The following is a 17,936-nucleotide window of genomic DNA, read 5'->3' on the forward strand; positions in this document are numbered from 1 at the left end:
CTTGACCGCTTGTCTCGCTCACCGCCGCAGAATTGCCCTCACTGCGGATGCAGCCTCATCAGATACCCTGCCAAACTTCTGCCAAAGTAGTGCTAGGATGATGGATCTCGTGCGGGTTCGGCCAGAACCTTGAATCCGCCGCTCGCCTCGAACATCATGGCGGCATCGCATCTCCCTCGCCATCGGTGATCCTTGCCCGACACGCCTATTCGCATCGACCGGGACTTCGCCGCGCGCGTGGACTGGAATCTCCTTCGCCTGTTTGTCGAGATCGTGCGGGCCGGCGGCATCGGCGCGGCGGCGCGAAGGCTCAACCGCCAGCAGCCCACCATCAGTGCGGCGCTGAAGCGGCTGGAGGAGTTTGCCGGCGCGCAGCTTCTCAGGCGTTCGGCGTCGGGCGTGGAATTGACGGTCGCCGGGCGCGCGCTGCTCCTGATCTGCGAAGACATGTTCGAAGCCGCGCGCATGGCGCCGCACCAGATCGCGCAGGCGATGAAACGCGTCGAGGGCCTCGTCCGCATCCAGATCATCTCGTCGATCATCTCGACCGAATTCGACGAGGCGATCGCCAGTTTTCACCGTCGCCAGCCGGGTGTGCAGATCGAGCTGCGGGTATCATCCTGGCGGGAGGTGCTCGACGCGCTGGAGCGCGGCGAAGTCGAGATCGGGATTGGCTATGACAGCGGCGTGCGCAGCAGCCTGAACTACGAGCCGCTGTTCGTGGAAGTTCAGCAGCTCTATTGCGCGCGAACGCATCCGCTGTTCGGCCGCCGGATCACGCGCCTTGGCGAGCTGCGCGACGAGGGCTTCGTCCTCACCGGCAATGACGAGCTGGAGATCATCACCCGGCTGCGCCAGCGTTACGGCCTGGGTTCCGTCGTCAACGGGCGCGCCGAGGACATCCATGAGGCCATGCGGCTGGTGACGCTCGGGGTCGGCATGGGCTTCCTGCCCGTCCTCGCTGCCGAGGAAGCGGTGGCCAAGGGCAAATTATGGCCGCTGCTGCCCCGCGATGCGGAGCCTTCCTACGACATCTTCCTGCTCGCCCGCGCCGAGCCACAACGCGACACCGCCACCCAGCTTTTCCACGACGAAATCGTCCGGCGGGTGCGTGCGAGCGGCAGGGCATAGATAAAATCTATGCCACCCATCGAAAATGAGTATCTGCCGTGATGCCTTGAGACTCGCCATCCCTTGTCCATCCACTGAAGGGGAAAGCGGATGGATCAGGGTCAGGGATCGAACCATGCGGAAGGCGCCGGTGCGGGCGCCAGCAATTTCCACCGTCGTCTCGCCGCCTGCCGGCAATATCTGTTCGCACTGGCCGCCGCGCGCGCCGGCGGTGTCAGCGGCCTGAGCATCGCCCCCAAGGGAGGCGCCCAGTGAACCGGCGCGCGCTTCTCCTTCGCGGTATCGCCGCCATGGGCGTGCTGTTGCTCGGCGCCTGCGGCGACAGCAAACCGCAACCAGACGCGGCCGAAGCCGCCATCGCCGCAAAGACGGAATTCACGATCGGCTGGTCGATCTATGCCGGGTGGATGCCGTGGCCCTATGCCGACCAGGCCGGCATCGTGAAGAAATGGGCGGATAAATACGGGATCAAGATCAACCTTGTGCAGGTCAACGACTATGTCGAGTCGATCAACCAATATACCGCGGGCAAGCTCGATGGCGTGGTTTCGACCACGATGGACGCGCTGACCATCCCGGCGGCGGGCGGCAAGGATACGACCGTCCTGATCATCGGTGACTATTCCAACGGCAATGACGGCGTGGTGCTCAAGAACGGCGCGTCGCTCGCCGACATCAAGGGCCGATCGGTCAATCTGGTCGAACTGTCGGTGTCGCACTATCTGCTGGCACGCGGCCTTGAAACCTCCGGCCTGAAGCTGACCGACATCAAGACGGTGAATACGGGCGATGCCGATATCGTCGGCGCCTTCGCCGCGCCCGGCGTCAACGCGGTCGTCACCTGGAACCCGCAGCTTTCGGAGGTCGAGAAGGCGGCCGGCGCGAAACTGGTTTTCGACAGCTCGAAGATCCCCAACGAGATCCTCGACGCGATGACGGTCAGCACCGAGACGCTGAAGGCCAACCCCGCGCTCGGCAAGGCGCTGGCCGGCATCTGGTATGAGACGATGGCGGTGATGGCCAAGGGGGACGCTGATGCCAAGGCGGCGCGGACCACCATGGCCAAGCTCGCCGGCACGACGCCGGAGAGCTTCGAGGGCCAGCTCAGGACGACCTATCTCTACGCCAAGCCGCAGGATGCCGTCGCCTATGCGCTCAATCCCGATCTCGTGACCGTGACGGATCGGGTCCGCCAGTTCAGCTTCACCCAGGGCCTGTTCGGGCCGGCCGCCACGTCGGTCGACGCGATCGGGATCAGCTTCCCGGGCGGCAAGACGCTCGGCGACAAGGCGAACATCAAGCTCCGTTTCGACCCCAGCTACATGCAGATGGCGGCCGAAGGAACGCTCTGACCCCCCAGCCAGGACTGCGAATGCACCGCCGGCGCGATCATGCGCCGGCGGACCGGGGAGCCGCGTCCCGCGCGCCAGGAGACACGCTGAACAGATGACCCGCATCGTCAACATCAGGCCCAGTCGCGGCGCAGCCATTCTGGCAGGCGTTCTGCCGATCGCGGCGCTTGTCCTGGTCTATATCTTCGCATCCGAGGCGCGGCATGCCGCCAACCCGGCTGACAAGGTGCTGCCCACATTGTCGGCGATGGCCGATGCGATGCTGCGGTTGGCCACGACGGTGGATCCCACGACCGGCCGGATCACGCTGATCTCCGACACGATCGCCAGCCTCTGCCGGCTGGGCCTGGGCCTCGCGATCGCAACGGCCACCTCGCTCGTGCTCGGCCTGATCCTGGGCATCGTGCCGCTGGCGCGCGCCACACTGGGACCGATCGTCACGATGATCGCGGTGATCCCGCCGATCGCGGTGCTGCCGATCCTGTTCATCGCGCTGGGGCTTGGCGAGGCTTCCAAGATCGCGCTGATCGCGATCGGCATCGCGCCTTATATGACCCGCGATCTGGCAGCCTATGTGGCGGGCCTTCCGGTGGAACAGTTCGTCAAGGCGCAGACGCTTGGCGCCAATAGCTGGCAACTCGCCATCCGCGTCGCCCTGCCCCAGTTGATGCCCAAGCTGATCGAGGCGCTGCGCTTTTCGATGGGGCCGGCCTGGGTGTTCCTGATCGCGGCGGAAGCCGTCGCATCCGATATGGGGCTGGGCTACCGCATCTTCCTCGTCCGCCGCTATCTCGCGATGGACATCATCCTGCCTTATGTCGCCTGGATCTCGCTGCTGGCGATAGCGGCCGACGCCATCCTGCTGTTCGTCAGCCGCCGCGGCTTTCCGTGGGCCCATGGGGGCGCCCGATGAGCGCGCTTCTCTCGCTGCACGACGTCTGGGTCGAATATGGCGACAAGATCGTGCTCGAACGCGTGTCGCTCGACATCGCGGCCCGGTCCTTCGTGTCGGTGGTGGGCCCGTCGGGCGCGGGCAAGAGCACCTTCCTGCGCCTGATCCTCGGCCAGGAAGCACCAACGCGGGGCGAAGTCCTGCTGGACGGCAAGCCGCTCCGCCGCGAATGCGATGCCGATCGGGGCGTCGTCTTCCAGCGTTATTCGGTCTTCCCGCACCTGACCGCGCTGCAGAACGTGATGTTCGGCCGGGAATGCGAACAAGCCCCCGTGACCGGGCGATTGTTCGGCAGCCGACGCCGCGCCGCCATCGCCGAGGCGGAGGCGATGCTGGAAGCCGTGGGCCTCGAACATAGCCGCCATGTTTATCCGGCCCAGATGTCGGGCGGCATGCAGCAGCGGCTGGCCATCGCGCAGGCGCTGATCAAGCACCCCCGCATCCTGCTGCTCGATGAGCCGTTCGGCGCGCTCGATCCCGGCATCCGGCTGGACATGCACGCGCTGGTGACGCGCCTGTGGCGGGAACGCGGGCTGACGATCGTGATGGTCACGCACGACATTCGCGAAGCGTTCAAGCTCAGCACCCGTGTCCTCGCCTTCGACAAGCGCCGGCACGATCCGCACGCGCCGCACCGCTTCGGTTCCACCGCCACCTACGACGTGCCGCTCGACCGCAAGGCCGATGATGCGGCCGGAACGGTGGCGGACCAGCCCGGCCCGGCGATCGCCCCGGCCACAGCCCTTTCCCTTTCGAACGAGGAAGCAGAATGACAAGCAGCACCGCCAACCCGCAGGCTGCACGGGATCATGCCCGCGCCATGGCGGGCACCCGGGTGGAAGCCATGCCGATCATACCCGCCAAGGCCACCGACGCGCCCGGCGAGGTGGTATGGGAAGAGGTGATCGCGGCGGGCGGCTATACAGCGCGCCGCATCGCGCGCGGCACGCATGTTCGGCTGGTGGACCTGCATGGCGATGCCTGCGCATCCATGCTGCTGTTCAACGCCGAATGCCCGGTCGAACGGTTGAACGTGGCCGATACGCTGAAGGTGCAATGGAACGGCTATCTCGGCGCCGGCAAGCTCATCCTGTCCGACATGGGGCGCGTGATGATGAGCATCGTCGTGGACGAAGCCGGGACGCATGATGCCTTCTGCGGCGCCTCCAGCGAGGCATCCAACGCGCGGGCCTATGGCGATGGCAAGAATTATGGCGGGCACCCCAATGCGCGCGACCGCTTCATGCTCGCCGTTGCCAAATATGGCCTTGGCCGCAAGGACGTGCACCCCTGCATCAACTGGTTCAAGGGCGTCCGCATCGGTGCGGACGGCGCGACCGAACCCCAAATCGGCCCCTTCGCACCGGGACGGACGCTGACATTGCGTGCCGAGATGGACCTGATCCTGGTCCTCGCCAACTGCCCCCATGTTCTGGATCCGCGCCCCGCCTTCACCGTCACCCCGCTACGCGCGACGGCCTGGGCCGGCGAAGCGGCGGCGATGGCCGATCCCGTGCGGATCGCGACGCCGGAGGGCGAACGCGCCTTCCTCAACACCGAAGACTATTACCGGCGCTGACAGGAGAGCCCGCCATGACCAGCTCCCACACCGATGGCCTTGCCGGCCGTATCGTCCATGATGAGATCGTGCCGGCGCGCGCGCCCTGGATGCACGAGGTGAAAGTGGGCGAAACGCTCCGCATCATCGACCTCGAAGGCAATCAGGCGGTCGATTTCCTCATCTATTCGGCCGCCGACGACGCCGAACGCTACAGCGCCCAGGATACGATCGCCGCCCAGCGCAACATCTTCCTGCGCAAGGGATCGGTGCTGCTGTCGAATGAAGGGCGCCCGATGATGACGATCACCGCCACGTCGGTCGATTATCACGACACGATCGGCGGCGCCTGTTCCTGCGAGTCCAACACGCTGCGCTACGGACATCACACCAAGGCGCAGCATGCCTGTGTCGATAACTTCCTGGACGCCAATGTCCGCGCCGGCCGCAACAAGCGCGACATGGTTTCCAACATCAACTTCTTCATGAACGTGCCGGTGGAGGCGGATGGCACGCTCGGTATCGTCGACGGGATTTCGGCCCCCGGCCTGACCGTCGACGTGCGCGCCGAGATGGATGTCGTCGTCGTCGTTTCCAACTGCCCGCAGATCAACAATCCCTGCAACGGCTTCAACCCGACGCCGGTGCGCATGGTGGTGGCCGCATGATGTTCAAGAAGGTTCTTATCGCCAATCGCGGCGCCATCGCCTGCCGCATCATCCGCACGCTGAAGGATATGGGTGTCGGTTCCGTCGCGGTGTTCAGCGATGCCGATGCCGGCTCGCGCCATGTCGCCGAAGCCGACGAAGCCGTCCGCATCGGGCCGGCCCCGGCGGCGGAAAGCTATCTGGATGTCGCCGCGATCCTGGCGGCGGCGCAGGCCACCGGCGCGGAGGCGATCCACCCCGGCTATGGCTTCCTTTCCGAAAACACCGCCTTTGCCGAGGCATGCGCCGCCGCCGGCATCGCCTTTATCGGCCCGACGGCGGATAATATCCGGGCCTTCGGCCTCAAGCACACCGCCCGCGAACTCGCCGCCGCCCATGGTGTGCCGCTGGCGCCGGGCACCGACCTTCTGACCGACGAGGCGGACGCGATCGCGGCGGCGGACCGCATCGGCTACCCCGTGATCCTGAAGGCCACGGCCGGCGGCGGCGGCATCGGCATGAAGGTGTGCGAGAATGAAGCCGACATCCGCGACGGCTTTGCCACGGTCGCGCGGCTCGGCACCGGCAATTTCGGCAATGGCGGTGTCTTCCTCGAACGCTATGTCGCCCGCGCGCGGCATATCGAGGTGCAGATCTTCGGCGACGGCGAAGGCCGGGTCGTCGCGCTTGGCGAGCGCGATTGCTCGCTCCAGCGCCGCAACCAGAAGGTTGTCGAGGAAACCCCCGCGCCGCATTTGCCTGCGGCGACGCGCGCGGCGCTGATCGACTGCGCCGTCCGGCTGACCGCCGGCGCATGCTATCGTTCGGCGGGCACCGTCGAGTTCCTGTACGATGCCGATCGCGACGACTTCTTCTTCCTTGAGGTCAATACGCGCCTCCAGGTCGAACATGGCGTGACCGAACAGGTGACGGGCGTCGATCTGGTCGGCTGGATGATCCGCGGTGCCGCCGGCGATTTCTCCTTCCTCGACGGCTTCGTGGCGAAGCCGGAAGGCGCATCGATCCAGGTCCGCCTTTATGCCGAGGATCCCGCGCAGGATTATCGGCCAAGTTCGGGTCGCCTGATCCATGTCGCCTATCCGCAAGGTGCACGCATCGACGGCTGGGTCGAAAGCGGCACGGAGGTGTCCGCCTGGTATGATCCCATGCTCGCCAAGCTGATCGTGACCGCGCCGACGCGCGAACAGGCGGTGGTGGCGATGCAGGCGGCGCTCGATGAGACCCAGCTGGCCGGCATCGAAACCAATCTGGATTGGCTGCGCACGGTCGTCCGGTCGGAAACCTTCGTCAGCGGCGCGGTGTCGACCCGTGCCCTCGCCGGGATCAGCTATGTGCCGCGCACCGTTCGCGTGCTCGCAGCCGGTGCGTCCACGACGGTGCAGGATTATCCCGGCCGCCAGGGTCTATGGGATGTCGGCGTGCCGCCCTCGGGCCCGATGGACGCGCTCGCCTTCCGCCTCGGCAACCGCTTGCTGGGCAATGCGGAAAGCGCCGCCGGGCTGGAAATGACGGCCGCCGGCCCTACCCTCCAGTTCAACACGGCCAGCCGGATCTGCCTTGGCGGCGCCGATTTCGGGGCGACGCTCGATGGCGCGCCTGTCGCCCGCTACCAGCCCTTCGATGTCGCACCCGGCCAGGTGCTCAAGATCGGCCGCGTCACGGGCGCGGGCATGCGGGGCTATATCCTGTTCGCCGGCGGGGTGGATGCGCCGCTCTACCTCGGCAGCCGCAGCGCCTTCACGCTGGGCGAGTTTGGCGGCCACGCGGGCCGCGCGGTGATGACCGGCGATACGCTGCATATCGCCGGCGCGGCAGCATCCCCATTGGAACCGTTGGCTTCGCCGCTCGAACAGGCGGTGCGGCCGGCGATCGCGCGCGACTGGACGATCCGCGTGCTTTACGGCCCGCACGGCGCGCCCGATTTCTTTACCGCCGACGATATTGCGATGCTGCGCGCCACGCAGTGGAAGGTGCATTACAACTCCAACCGCACCGGCGTTCGCCTGATCGGCCCCAAGCCGCAATGGGCACGCAAGGATGGCGGCGAGGCTGGACTTCACCCGTCCAACATCCACGACAATGCCTATGCGATCGGCGCGGTCGATTTCACCGGCGACATGCCGATCATCCTGGGCCCCGACGGCCCGTCGCTTGGCGGTTTCGTCTGTCCGTTCGTGGTGATCCAGGCCGATCTGTGGAAGGTGGGCCAGCTTGCGCCGGGTGATGGCGTGACATTCCTGCCGGTAACGGACGACCTTGCCGTCGCGGCGGAGCGCGCGCAGGACGATATGGTGCGCAAGCTGGCCGGCAGTGGCGAGGCCCCCACGCTCCCGCTCGCGGACATCGGATCGCCGATCCTGCTGCAATTGCCCGCTTCCGGCGCGCGGCCCGAGGTGATCTACCGGCGCCAGGGCGATCGCCACCTTCTCGTCGAATATGGGCCGATCGTGCTCGATCTCGAGCTTCGCCTGCGCATCCATGCCCTGATGCTGGAGATCCAGCGGCTCGACCTGCCCGGCGTCATCGACATCACACCCGGAATCCGTTCGCTACAAATCCACTTCGACAGCCGGCTGCTGGCGCAGCGGGACTTGCTGGATGCATTGGCGGCCGCCGAAGATCGCCTCGGCGGGCTCGACGATTTCGAGATTCCGTCGCGTGTGATCCACCTGCCGCTCTCCTGGCAGGATCCGGCGATCTATCAGACGATCGACAAATATATGGCCTCTGTGCGCGACGACGCGCCCTGGTGCCCGGATAATATCGAGTTCATCCGGCGGGTGAACGGGCTGGACAGCATCGACGATGTGAAGCGCATCGTCTTCGACGCCGATTATCTCGTGATGGGGTTGGGTGACGTCTATCTGGGCGCTCCGGTCGCGACGCCGGTCGATCCCCGGCATCGGCTCGTCACCACCAAATACAACCCGGCCCGCACATGGACCCCGCCCAACGTCGTCGGCATCGGCGGCGCCTATATGTGCATCTATGGGATGGAGGGCCCAGGCGGCTACCAGCTGTTCGGCCGCACGATCCAGGTGTGGAACGCATGGCGGCAGACCGACGCCTTCACCGATGGCAAGCCATGGTTGCTGCGCTTCTTCGATCGCATCCGCTTCTTCCCCGTCAGCCATGAGGAACTGACCGAATGGCGGCGCGACTTCCCGCTCGGGCGCCGCTCGATCCGGATCGAGGAGGAGGTGTTCCGACTGTCGGACTATCGTGCCTTCATGGCCGAAAATGCCGATAGCATCGCCGCCTTCCAGGCGCGGCGGCAGGCGGCATTTGATGACGAGCGGGCCGACTGGGAACGCAATGGCGAATTTGATCGCGTCGCGGCGCTGACCGAGGAGGCCGGTGCCGGCACCGAGACTGTCGCGATCGATCTGCCGCCGGGCAGCGAGCTGATCGAAGCGCCGTTCGGCGGCAGCCTGTGGAAGCTGCTCGCCGCCGAAGGCAAGCAGGTGGAAGCCGGCGAGGTCATCGCCATCATCGAGGCGATGAAGATGGAATGTCAGGTGACGAGCCCCACCGCAGGCATCGTTCGCCGCATCTATGTCGAGGAACGGCAGGCGGTAAGCCCCGGAGGCGCAATGCTCGCGATCGAGCCGGCATGACCGTGGCACGAATGGACGCCGGCACGATCGCCGCCGCTGTCGGCCAGCGCCGGATGAGCGCTGTCGAGATCGCGGAAAGCGCGCTGGCCCGCATTCGCGCCTATCACCAGGTCCAGCCCTTTGTCTGGATCGAACGGGTAAGCGAGGCGGAGGTTCTTGCCGCCGCCCGCGCCGTCGATGCCCGCATTGCCGCTGGCGAGGCGCTGCCGCTGGCCGGCGTGCCCTTCGCGATCAAGGACAATATCGACCTTGCCGGATTGCCGACCACGGCGGCGTGCCCGGATTTCGCCTATACGCCCGCCCGATCGGCCACGGTTGTTCAGCGGCTGATCGATGCCGGCGCCATCCCGATCGGCAAGACCAATCTCGATCAGTTCGCCACCGGCCTCAACGGCACGCGAAGCCCCTATGGCGCGCCCACCTGCGTGTTCAACCGCGCTTATGTCAGCGGCGGATCAAGCTCCGGCTCCGCCGTCGCGGTGGCCGCCGGGCTGGTGGCCTTCGCGCTCGGCACCGACACCGCCGGTTCGGGGCGCGTGCCTGCGGCGTTCAACGGCATCATCGGCCTCAAGCCCACCAAGGGGCGCTGGAGCACCACCGGCCTTGTTCCCGCCTGTCGTTCGCTCGATTGCATCAGCGTGTTCACGGCGACAATCGCGGACGCCCAACTAGTGGATCGCGTGGTTGGCGGCTTCGATCCGGCCGACGCCTTTTCGCGCGCGCTGGCGGACCGCGCCGCGCCGCTGCGCCGGGTTGGCGTGCCGCGTCCCGACCAGCGCGACTTTCTGGGGGATGCGGCCGCGCAGAAACTTTACGATGGCGCGATTGCGGCGCTTGCCGCAACGGGCGCCACGATCGTCGAGATCGACATCGCACCGCTCCGGGAAGCCGCGCAACTGCTCTATGGCGGCCCATGGGTTGCCGAACGGGCGGCGGCCGTGGGCGACTTTCTGGAAAATCATCCCGACGCGATCGACCCGGTGGTCCGATCCATCCTCGAAGCCGGGCGCGACATCAGCGGCGCGGAGGTTTTCACCGGCACCTACAAGCTGGCGGAGCTTGCGCGCATCGCCGATCGCCTGTGGCAGGATGTCGACATGCTGGCGCTGCCGACCGCTCCGACGATCTACCGCATCGCCGAGATGAAGGCGGCGCCGATCGCGCTCAACAGCCATCTCGGCCTCTACACCAATTTCGTGAACCTGCTCGACATGGCCGCGCTCGCGCTGCCGGCGGGCTTTCGCGACAATGATACCGGCTTCGGCATCACGCTGATCGGGCCGGCCTGGATGGATCGGGCGTTGCTCGACGCCGGCCAATCCTATCTGGACGCGGCGGCCCTGCCGCCCGCGCCATCACTCGATCTGGGGAACAAGATGGAAAAGGTGAAACTCGCGGTTGTCGGCGCGCATCTCGAAGGCATGCCGCTCCACTGGCAGCTCACGTCGCGCAACGCGCGGCTCTATGCCGCCACCAGGACGGCGCCGACCTACCGGCTCTATGCGATCGCGAACAGCACGCCGCCCAAGCCCGCGCTGGTCCACTCCCAGGATGGCGCCGCGATAGCGGTCGAGGTCTATGAGCTGGACGTCGAGGCGTTCGGCAGCTTCGTTGCCGAGGTTCCGGCACCGCTGGCGATCGGCACGGTCACACTGGCCGATGGCACGTCGGTCAAGGGTTTCGTCGCCGAGCCGCGAGCAATCGAGGGCGGGAAGGACATTACCGCCCTGGGTGGCTGGCGGGCCTATGTCGAAGCCGTGCAACCGGCCTAACCCGTCGGTGCAGCGGATGGCGGCAGCCCGCGCTCACTGCCCCGCCGGTCACACTGTTAGAGGCACGCAAACGCGAAAACTCGAAGCGTGTGAAGGTGGCTCAGCGGGCCGGGCCGTCGGCATAAGGCGCAACAGTCCAGCGCGGGCTGTCTGGCTTGTGATTTGTCGCCGGCAAGGCCCGTGGCGACACTCCACGCTCAACCCATTCCATCACGGCGCTAAGGCCGTCGAACCTGTCTGGCCCGTTCCCGCCAGAGCAATGCTCAACGCCGGGAAGCATATATAAGCGCACGAAGCGCTCGACCGCGGAGCCGCCCAGTTGCGCCCGCAAGCGCGCCACATAATCGAGCGAACTGCGCGGCGGCACGCCTGTATCGGCCCAGCCGTGCCAGATGATGAGCTTGCCTCCGCGCTCGGCGAATGCCTTGATGTCGGCCGGCGCATCAAGTTCCCCCGCCAAACCTTGATAGCTGGCGATCGACGCGGCATCGAAGCGCGCGTCAAAGGGATTTTGTTCCCCTTTGAACGTGGCTCCTGTCATGGTCGTGAGAAAGCTTGTGGCAAAGCGATGCGACGCAGCCGCCTGCCGGTTCCAGCCCAGCTCCGATCCCGGCTCGACGCCGAAATAGGCACCGCGCACACCTTGGTACATCGCCTCGGCCGCCTGAATATCCTCGGCCTTCAAACAATCTGCCACCGGCTCGGCTTTGCAAGCGAGCGAGGCGAGGTCCGGCTGGCAGAGTTCGGGGCGCCTGAGGATGCCGTCGGCCTCCTTTTGCCGCCGGCCGCATTGGGTGACCGTCAGCGCATGAATGCGGGCGAGTTGCGCGTCGGTCATGCGCAAGCCCCCATCCCGTCGCATGAGATTTTGCACGATCCAGGCGTGATAGATGCTGTTGTTCAGCGTCAGACTGACAACCGGCGCACCGGCGACGACACCGTCAAAATCCGCAGGATAGCGGCTGGCCGCCATGATGCCTTCCCGCCCGCCATCCGAACAGCCGCTGAAATAGCTATGCTCGGGATCCCGACCGTAAAATAGCCGGGCAAGCTGCCTGGCGGCGAGCGTGGCAACATGGACACCGCGGCTGCCGAAGTCCCGCACGCCCTGTGCGTTTACATGCGCCCATGTGCCGTCATCGCCGGGGGCGACATGCCCAACTCGCTCGATACGAGCAGGAACTCTCCCCGATCGAATGGCACGCAGCCGGCAACGCCGATCGGATTGAGCGCAAGCGAGCCACAGAAGCCCCCACAACCCAGAAAGAGGAGGCGTCGCGTCCAGCCCCGAATGGGCATCGAGACGATGAAGCCCACCTGTGGCGCAACATAGCCGCGCACCTCGCACCGGTCTCCGGTTTCCGACGATCGCTGATAGGCGCGGACGACACGCGCCGGGATGCCTTCAATATCGAGAAGTCTGCCGGCCAGCGACGCGCAGGTCATCGTCGACGGCGGGACTGGAAGATCGGCAGCCCGCGCCGGCACGGTTCCCACGCCGACCATGAACAAAGCCGTCGCCAGGACCGCCCCTTTCAGAAAGGCCCACGCCCCGGCTCGACCGGAGCGGACATAGTTCATGCCGTCAGCCCAGATGGCCACCTGCCCATCCCCTTCCTGCTGATCGCCAGCATCAGCCGTTGCCGGTCGAAGCGGCTCATCCTCGCCATCGGCCCACTTTACAAATTGAACGTCATCGATCAATTAATTTCACACAGCGAATGAGCGGGCTAATGGTGCAAGTGCGTACCGACGCGCTGCATCGCTCTGACCATCGCCCTCCGCCGAGCGCGCCAGGCGATCGCTTGGAGCGGCCGTTCGGATTGGAACTTGCAGCGGTCAACCGCGCGGGTGGGCGACGCACGCCGGAGTCGAACGTGAGGTATCTCAAGGAAATCGCCATCGAACGGGGCAATCTCGACGCCTCTCGTCAGCCCGCTGCGTTCATCTCGGCGGCGCCGATCCCCCCCAGGAATATGCTTGTGACAAGCGCGGCGTGGCCTGCCATTTCCCCGGCCGACATCGGGCCGCCGCCGAACAGCAGGCGGCGTTGCCATTCGCCGAATGCCATGGCGACGAACTGGGTGGCGAGATGATGGCTTGTCGTGGGCGGCAGGCCCTCATCCTCCAGCATCGTCGCGACGGGCTGCACCTGGTGGCGTTCGAACTGCGTGTGGGCGATCTGGCGGAGGCCATCAAATTCCGTGCCCTCGCGATAGATCAGCCGCGCGATCTGGAGGTGGACGGGATCGAATAACTGCCTTTGCATTTCGATCGCATAGGTCGTCAGCCGCCGCTGCAGATCGCCTTCGAGGCGGGGAATATCCGGCTGAATCTGGCGCCCCGAATATTCGAGGCAGGCTTCGAACAGCGCGAACTTGTCCGGAAAATGATTGTAGAGCGTGCGGCTGGAGACCTCCGCCCGCTCCGCGATGTCGCGCAGCGATGCAGCATGGAAGCCGGCGCGCGCAAATTCCTCCAGCGCGGTGATCACCAGCCGCTGGCGCTTCTGCTCCGCCTCGTCGGCCGTGGGCCGCCCCGCCCGCCGCTTCACATCTGGCTTGGTCATAACCGTCCTGTTCGCCGTTGATCGCCGCGAAGGCAAGCTGTGCGCGGTTGATTAATTACACACATAACTGTAATTAAGAATCGCTCGATGGGCAATGACGGCCAACAAGCGGAGAATGAGGATGCACGGAGTGAAGCCCGCAGGCACGGGGGCCGATGGCGACATGCTGGACGTGGCGATCGATGCGCTGGATCCGATCCTGGCCCTGATGGCGCTGATCCAGATCAGCGGCGATCGAACCTTGCTACATCGCTATTGGGATGCGCTGGACGGCCGGCAGGAAAGCGTTGTCGAGGCGTTCCGCGACATCGATGCGCATGATGCGCGCGCGCCGGTCGATCCGGCGATCGCCCGCGACATCCGCGATGCGCTGCGCGTGGCGGTGCGATCGGCCCGTCCTGCGGTGATGCCGCAGCTCGACATGCCGATGTTCCGCCGGATGTCGCGCCTGTTGCTGGGCCGCGACCTGCCGGAAATGTCGATGGCGGTGGCATTCCAGCATGCCGGCTTCACCACCGACACCCGCGTCCGCGCGGCGAAGCAGGTGCCGCCCGCCGATTTCAAGGTCATCGTGGTCGGCGCGGGGATGATGGGGATCAACGCCGCCGTCAAACTCCAGCAGGCGGGTTTCGACTACACGGTGCTCGAAGCGCTGGACAAGGTGGGCGGCAACTGGCTGACCAACACCTATCCCGGCGCCGCGGTCGACACGCCCAGCCGCGTTTACTCCTTCTCGTTCGAGCCCAATGCGTCATGGACGCAATTCTATCCGCGCGGGCCGGAATTCCTCTCTTATCTCGACCGGGTAACAGACAAATACGGCCTGCGCGATCGCATCCGCTTCGGCACATGGGTCGAAGGCGCGGAATGGGACGAGGCCCGCAAAATCTGGACCGTGAAAGCGGTGCGCGACGGCAAGCCCGAAACGCATGAATGCCATGTGCTGATCATGGCGGTGGGGCCCAACAACAACCCCAACTACCCCGCCGTGAAGAATCTCGATCGGTTCAAGGGGCCGGTGATCCATTCGGCTGTCTGGGACCATTCGGTCGACCTCAGCGGCAAGAAGGTGGTCCTCGTCGGCACCGGCTGCTCGGGCGTGCAGGTGGCGACCGCCATTGCCGACAGAGTAAGCGAACTGGTGATCGTCCAGCGGCAGCCCGAACATATCATCCCCAACCCCCAAGCCCACGCGCCGGTCGCCGAACTGGAACGGATCGCGATGGAACGCATCCCGTTCGTCGTGAACTGGAAGCGGCTGCAGAGCCTGGAAAGCCAGATGGGCGATATGCACGGCATGGTGCTGAAGGACGAGGAACATGCCGCGAAGACCGGCGGCTTCGGCCCGATCAACGATGGCATGCGGATGATGTGCGATCATTATGTGCGCAGCCATTTCCCCGACGACCCGGCGATGGTGGAATTGCTGACGCCGAACTTCCCCGTCTTCGCCAAGCGCCCGATCCTCGATTGCGGTTTCTACGACACGCTCAAAAAGCCCAATGTCTCGATCGTCCGTGGCGAACTGGTCGAGGCCGACGAACAGGCTGTCATCCTGTCGGACGGCACCCGCGTGGAATGCGACGTGCTGCTGCTGTCGACCGGCTATGAGCTTCACTTCGGCCGCCAGTTCGACATTCGCGGCACCGGGGGAAAATCGCTGAAGGATGCCTTCGATCCGCACCCGTTCAGCTATGAAGGGATGCTGATCAACGGCTTTCCCAACTTCGTGTTCATGGGCGCGCCCTATAGCTATCTCGTCGCCAATCACGCGGTCGTGAGCGAGCAGCAAGTCCATTACATCGTCGAACTGCTGCAATGGATGGTCGACGACCAGCTTTCTGCCTTCGATGTCACGCCCGAAGCCACCCGCGCCTTCGTCGACGATGTCGATACCAACCTCGCCAATTCCGCCTGGGTCCAGTGTGGCAGCGCCCATGGCTATTATCGGGACAAGGGCGCCGACGGGCAGAAGAAGGTGATCCTCGCCATTCCGCGCCACAATTCACGCATCTGGCACGATCTGCGCGCCCCGCGCCAAGCCGACTTCACCGTCATCAGGCGCGACGGCGCCGCACCGGCGGCCGACCGGCCGATGCCGATGCTGACGATCTGAACCGAGAGAATTTTCGAGAGGACCACCTGCATGACTGATCCCCGCCCGACCGGCAGCAACCACGGCATGACCTATGTCTTCGCCAAGACCTTCGTCCGCGATCTCGATGCCATGGCCAAATTCTATGAAGATGTGCTGGGGCTGATCCCCAATAACCGTCATCAGGACCAGATGTTCGGCCGCGAGATCGACGAGATCACCTATCAGGCGAGCTACCCCGGCGGCCCCGCGCTGACGCTGATCTCCTATGTCGATGGCAATGCACCAGCCGCCGGCGAATCCGTGCAGGGCTTCATCACCACCGATCTCGAAGCCGCTTGCGCCCGTGCGCTGGCGGCAGGCGGCACGGTGCCCGAACCGATCCGCGAGATTGCCGAGTTCGGCTTGAAGGTCGCCTTCATCATCGATCCGGAAGGCCGGATCAACGAAGTTATCGAGATGCTGAACGCCTGATCTGCACAATCGGGAGAGTTATGATGCTCAAGGAACTGGCCGAAAATTTCCGCCCCGTCGCACCGCCGCAACTGATCGATGATGCCTATTCGGCCGATCAGCATGCCCGGTTGCTGAAGGTCGTGCGCGACAATGGCTCATGGCCGCTGATCATGGCGGAAAATTTCAAGACGCCGGAGGAGGTGATCGCCACGGTTTCGGGCAAGATCCCCGAGGGCGTGACGCTCACCTGGGACATGATCGGCCTCAACCCGGTGTTTCGCGGCTATTTCGCGCGCGGCGGCACCTGTTTCTATCCCGAGCTTGAGGATTGCTATTACAACAGCCGCTTCCTCGAACTGGTTCGCAATTATTGGGGCTGCCAATATGCGGAGCCGGAGACCTTCCTGTTCAACATTCAGGGGCCGACGCCGATCGGCGGCCCGCCGCATCTGGATGGCACCGTCTTTCGCGGCATGACCATGGAAAACACGCCGCTCTGGCTGTTGCTCACCATGGCCAAATCCTGCCTGTTCAACGAATGGCGGTCGAAGAAGGGGCAGGTGATCGCCTGGTATTATAAGGGCCGGATCGGCGGCGGCTTCAACTGCTGGCCCGATGGCCCCAGCGGCAATCCCTTCCAGATCCAGGCGCCGATGTGGGGCCGCGCGGTCGTGGTCGAGAATGAGATGATGTTCCACCACGGCCAGGCCGCCGGGCCGGTCGGCCTGCGCAGGCCGCAGGGCATGGATATCACGACCACCTTCGGCGCCGATCCCGACGACACCACCGGCTGGCAGCTCGAAACCTTCGGCAAGGTCAACCAGAAGGTGCCGGCGCAGGAAATGCGCTTCCTCGTCCATTGGGGTGCGCGGCTGTTCAAGGACATGGCCGATTTCCGGCAGACCTACGATCACAGTAACGACATCAGCGCCGACAAGGCGATCAACATGCTGATCGACGACATGAAGAAGCGCGGTGTGGCGTTCGAGGTGCCGACCGACCCGTTGCACGACAACGCCTTCGTCGGCCTGCTGAGCCAAGTTTACGACATTGGCGGCCCTACCAACATCCCGCCCGACGCAATCGACGAGGCCGCCTGACAAGACCAGCATCGGGCAGGAAGCCGCGATTGTGGGGCCGTGCATGGTGCTGAACCGGGACGCCAAATTCCGGCACGCTCCGAATGCACGGCCTCCGATCGGCATGGGAGCAAAGGCGACAGGTTGCTCCACGGGCGCGCGGGACTTTCACCAAGCCTATGCCCGGCTTCCGCCTGATGAGGCCCGCGTGTTCGCCCGGAGCGCTGCGACGGGCGTGGACAACACCACAGCCGCGGTTCTCTGTTCTGTTCGAGAATGGCGCCCCGCCCCGGATAAACATAACGAATATGTGTCGCCGTTCATACTACTCTAGAAACGCCCTGCACCGCCGCTCGCCGCCGCCCGTCGTCGGTATTCGACCGCAGGCGCTACAAGCTGACTGGAAACCAGCTCTCGAGCTGACATTTGGCTCAGTTGGCTAGAAGCCATGTGATGTCGGTCTGTAGAAGGTCTTGCGTTACGCCTCCGAAAATCCGCTCTTTCCAACGCCCTTGCGCACGCCCGCCCGCGACGAGAACGTCCACGCCTTCGGCCTCAGCATATTCAGCGATCACGAAAGCCTCGGACCGCCCGCTTGCCGGAAGATGCTGATGTCGCGCATCGAGGCCGTGGGCAGCGAGATAGCGCTGCACGGCCTCAAGGCAGTCAGCGGTGACAGTCTCGCCG

The 17,936-nt window shown here is 65.2% G+C and carries 16 protein-coding genes; 12 read left to right on the forward strand and 4 right to left on the reverse strand.

Annotated elements, in window-relative coordinates; genetic code table 11:
- Positions 1 to 192 precede the first annotated feature (192 nt).
- From CHB74_RS20410 to atzF, 9 genes are all read left to right on the forward strand, one after another.
- Positions 193 to 1,131, forward strand: a complete 939-nt coding sequence (locus CHB74_RS20410; RefSeq protein WP_089221334.1) for a LysR family transcriptional regulator — start codon at positions 193 to 195, stop codon at positions 1,129 to 1,131.
- 90 nt (positions 1,132 to 1,221) lie between these two features.
- Positions 1,222 to 1,386, forward strand: coding sequence for a hypothetical protein (locus CHB74_RS22170; protein ID WP_179220949.1), 165 nt, complete (start codon positions 1,222 to 1,224; stop codon positions 1,384 to 1,386).
- A 35-nt stretch (positions 1,387 to 1,421) separates the two neighbouring features.
- The gene (locus CHB74_RS20415; protein WP_089221344.1) at positions 1,422 to 2,483 is read left to right on the forward strand and encodes a putative urea ABC transporter substrate-binding protein; all 1,062 of its coding nucleotides are present in this window, start codon (positions 1,422 to 1,424) and stop codon (positions 2,481 to 2,483) included.
- Positions 2,484 to 2,577: 94 nt separating this feature from the next.
- Complete coding sequence (locus CHB74_RS20420; RefSeq protein WP_089221335.1) at positions 2,578 to 3,396, forward strand: ABC transporter permease; 819 nt, start codon at positions 2,578 to 2,580, stop codon at positions 3,394 to 3,396.
- Positions 3,393 to 4,208, forward strand: coding sequence for an ATP-binding cassette domain-containing protein (locus tag CHB74_RS20425; protein WP_089221336.1), 816 nt, complete (start codon positions 3,393 to 3,395; stop codon positions 4,206 to 4,208). Before CHB74_RS20420 ends, CHB74_RS20425 begins: the two co-directional genes overlap by 4 nt.
- Positions 4,205 to 5,014, forward strand: a complete 810-nt coding sequence (locus CHB74_RS20430) for an urea amidolyase associated protein UAAP1 (RefSeq protein ID WP_089221337.1) — start codon at positions 4,205 to 4,207, stop codon at positions 5,012 to 5,014. The genes CHB74_RS20425 and CHB74_RS20430 overlap by 4 nt, the downstream gene beginning before the upstream one ends.
- Positions 5,015 to 5,028: 14 nt before the next feature.
- On the forward strand, positions 5,029 to 5,661 hold the full coding sequence (locus tag CHB74_RS20435) for an urea amidolyase associated protein UAAP2 (RefSeq protein WP_089221338.1): 633 nt from the start codon (positions 5,029 to 5,031) through the stop codon (positions 5,659 to 5,661).
- The gene (gene uca, locus CHB74_RS20440) at positions 5,658 to 9,278 is read left to right on the forward strand and encodes an urea carboxylase (protein ID WP_218821479.1); all 3,621 of its coding nucleotides are present in this window, start codon (positions 5,658 to 5,660) and stop codon (positions 9,276 to 9,278) included. Before CHB74_RS20435 ends, uca begins: the two co-directional genes overlap by 4 nt.
- Positions 9,275 to 11,050, forward strand: a complete 1,776-nt coding sequence (atzF, locus tag CHB74_RS20445; RefSeq protein WP_089221339.1) for an allophanate hydrolase — start codon at positions 9,275 to 9,277, stop codon at positions 11,048 to 11,050. The genes uca and atzF overlap by 4 nt, the downstream gene beginning before the upstream one ends.
- A gap of 100 nt (positions 11,051 to 11,150) precedes the next feature.
- Here the strand turns inward: atzF and CHB74_RS20450 are convergent, their stop codons facing one another.
- The 3 genes from CHB74_RS20450 to CHB74_RS20455 form a co-directional block, all read right to left on the reverse strand.
- Positions 11,151 to 12,155 (reverse strand): tannase/feruloyl esterase family alpha/beta hydrolase, encoded by a 1,005-nt coding sequence (locus tag CHB74_RS20450; RefSeq protein WP_245843110.1) that lies wholly within the window; start codon positions 12,153 to 12,155, stop codon positions 11,151 to 11,153.
- 11 nt (positions 12,156 to 12,166) lie between these two features.
- The gene (locus CHB74_RS22560) at positions 12,167 to 12,652 is read right to left on the reverse strand and encodes a tannase/feruloyl esterase family alpha/beta hydrolase (protein WP_245843113.1); all 486 of its coding nucleotides are present in this window, start codon (positions 12,650 to 12,652) and stop codon (positions 12,167 to 12,169) included.
- Positions 12,653 to 12,980: 328 nt separating this feature from the next.
- The gene (locus CHB74_RS20455) at positions 12,981 to 13,619 is read right to left on the reverse strand and encodes a TetR/AcrR family transcriptional regulator (protein WP_089221341.1); all 639 of its coding nucleotides are present in this window, start codon (positions 13,617 to 13,619) and stop codon (positions 12,981 to 12,983) included.
- Positions 13,620 to 13,740: 121 nt separating this feature from the next.
- On the opposite strand from CHB74_RS20455, the gene CHB74_RS20460 reads away from it, so the two are divergent.
- From CHB74_RS20460 to CHB74_RS20470, 3 genes are read left to right on the forward strand one after another with little or no spacing between them, the layout of a single operon-like run.
- Positions 13,741 to 15,735 carry an NAD(P)/FAD-dependent oxidoreductase gene (locus CHB74_RS20460; RefSeq protein WP_218821480.1) on the forward strand — a complete coding sequence of 665 codons (1,995 nt, stop codon included), beginning with the start codon at positions 13,741 to 13,743 and terminating at the stop codon, positions 15,733 to 15,735.
- Positions 15,736 to 15,765: 30 nt separating this feature from the next.
- The gene (locus CHB74_RS20465) at positions 15,766 to 16,188 is read left to right on the forward strand and encodes a VOC family protein (RefSeq protein WP_089221343.1); all 423 of its coding nucleotides are present in this window, start codon (positions 15,766 to 15,768) and stop codon (positions 16,186 to 16,188) included.
- 20 nt (positions 16,189 to 16,208) lie between these two features.
- Complete coding sequence (locus CHB74_RS20470) at positions 16,209 to 17,270, forward strand: hypothetical protein (RefSeq protein WP_245843114.1); 1,062 nt, start codon at positions 16,209 to 16,211, stop codon at positions 17,268 to 17,270.
- Positions 17,271 to 17,680: 410 nt separating this feature from the next.
- Here CHB74_RS20470 and CHB74_RS22675 read toward each other — a convergent pair whose 3' ends face one another.
- The gene (locus CHB74_RS22675) at positions 17,681 to 17,902 is read right to left on the reverse strand and encodes a universal stress protein (protein ID WP_281253570.1); all 222 of its coding nucleotides are present in this window, start codon (positions 17,900 to 17,902) and stop codon (positions 17,681 to 17,683) included.
- Positions 17,903 to 17,936: the final 34 nt, after the last annotated feature.

The organism is Edaphosphingomonas laterariae (assembly GCF_900188165.1).
GTDB lineage: Bacteria > Pseudomonadota > Alphaproteobacteria > Sphingomonadales > Sphingomonadaceae > Sphingomonas_E > Sphingomonas_E laterariae.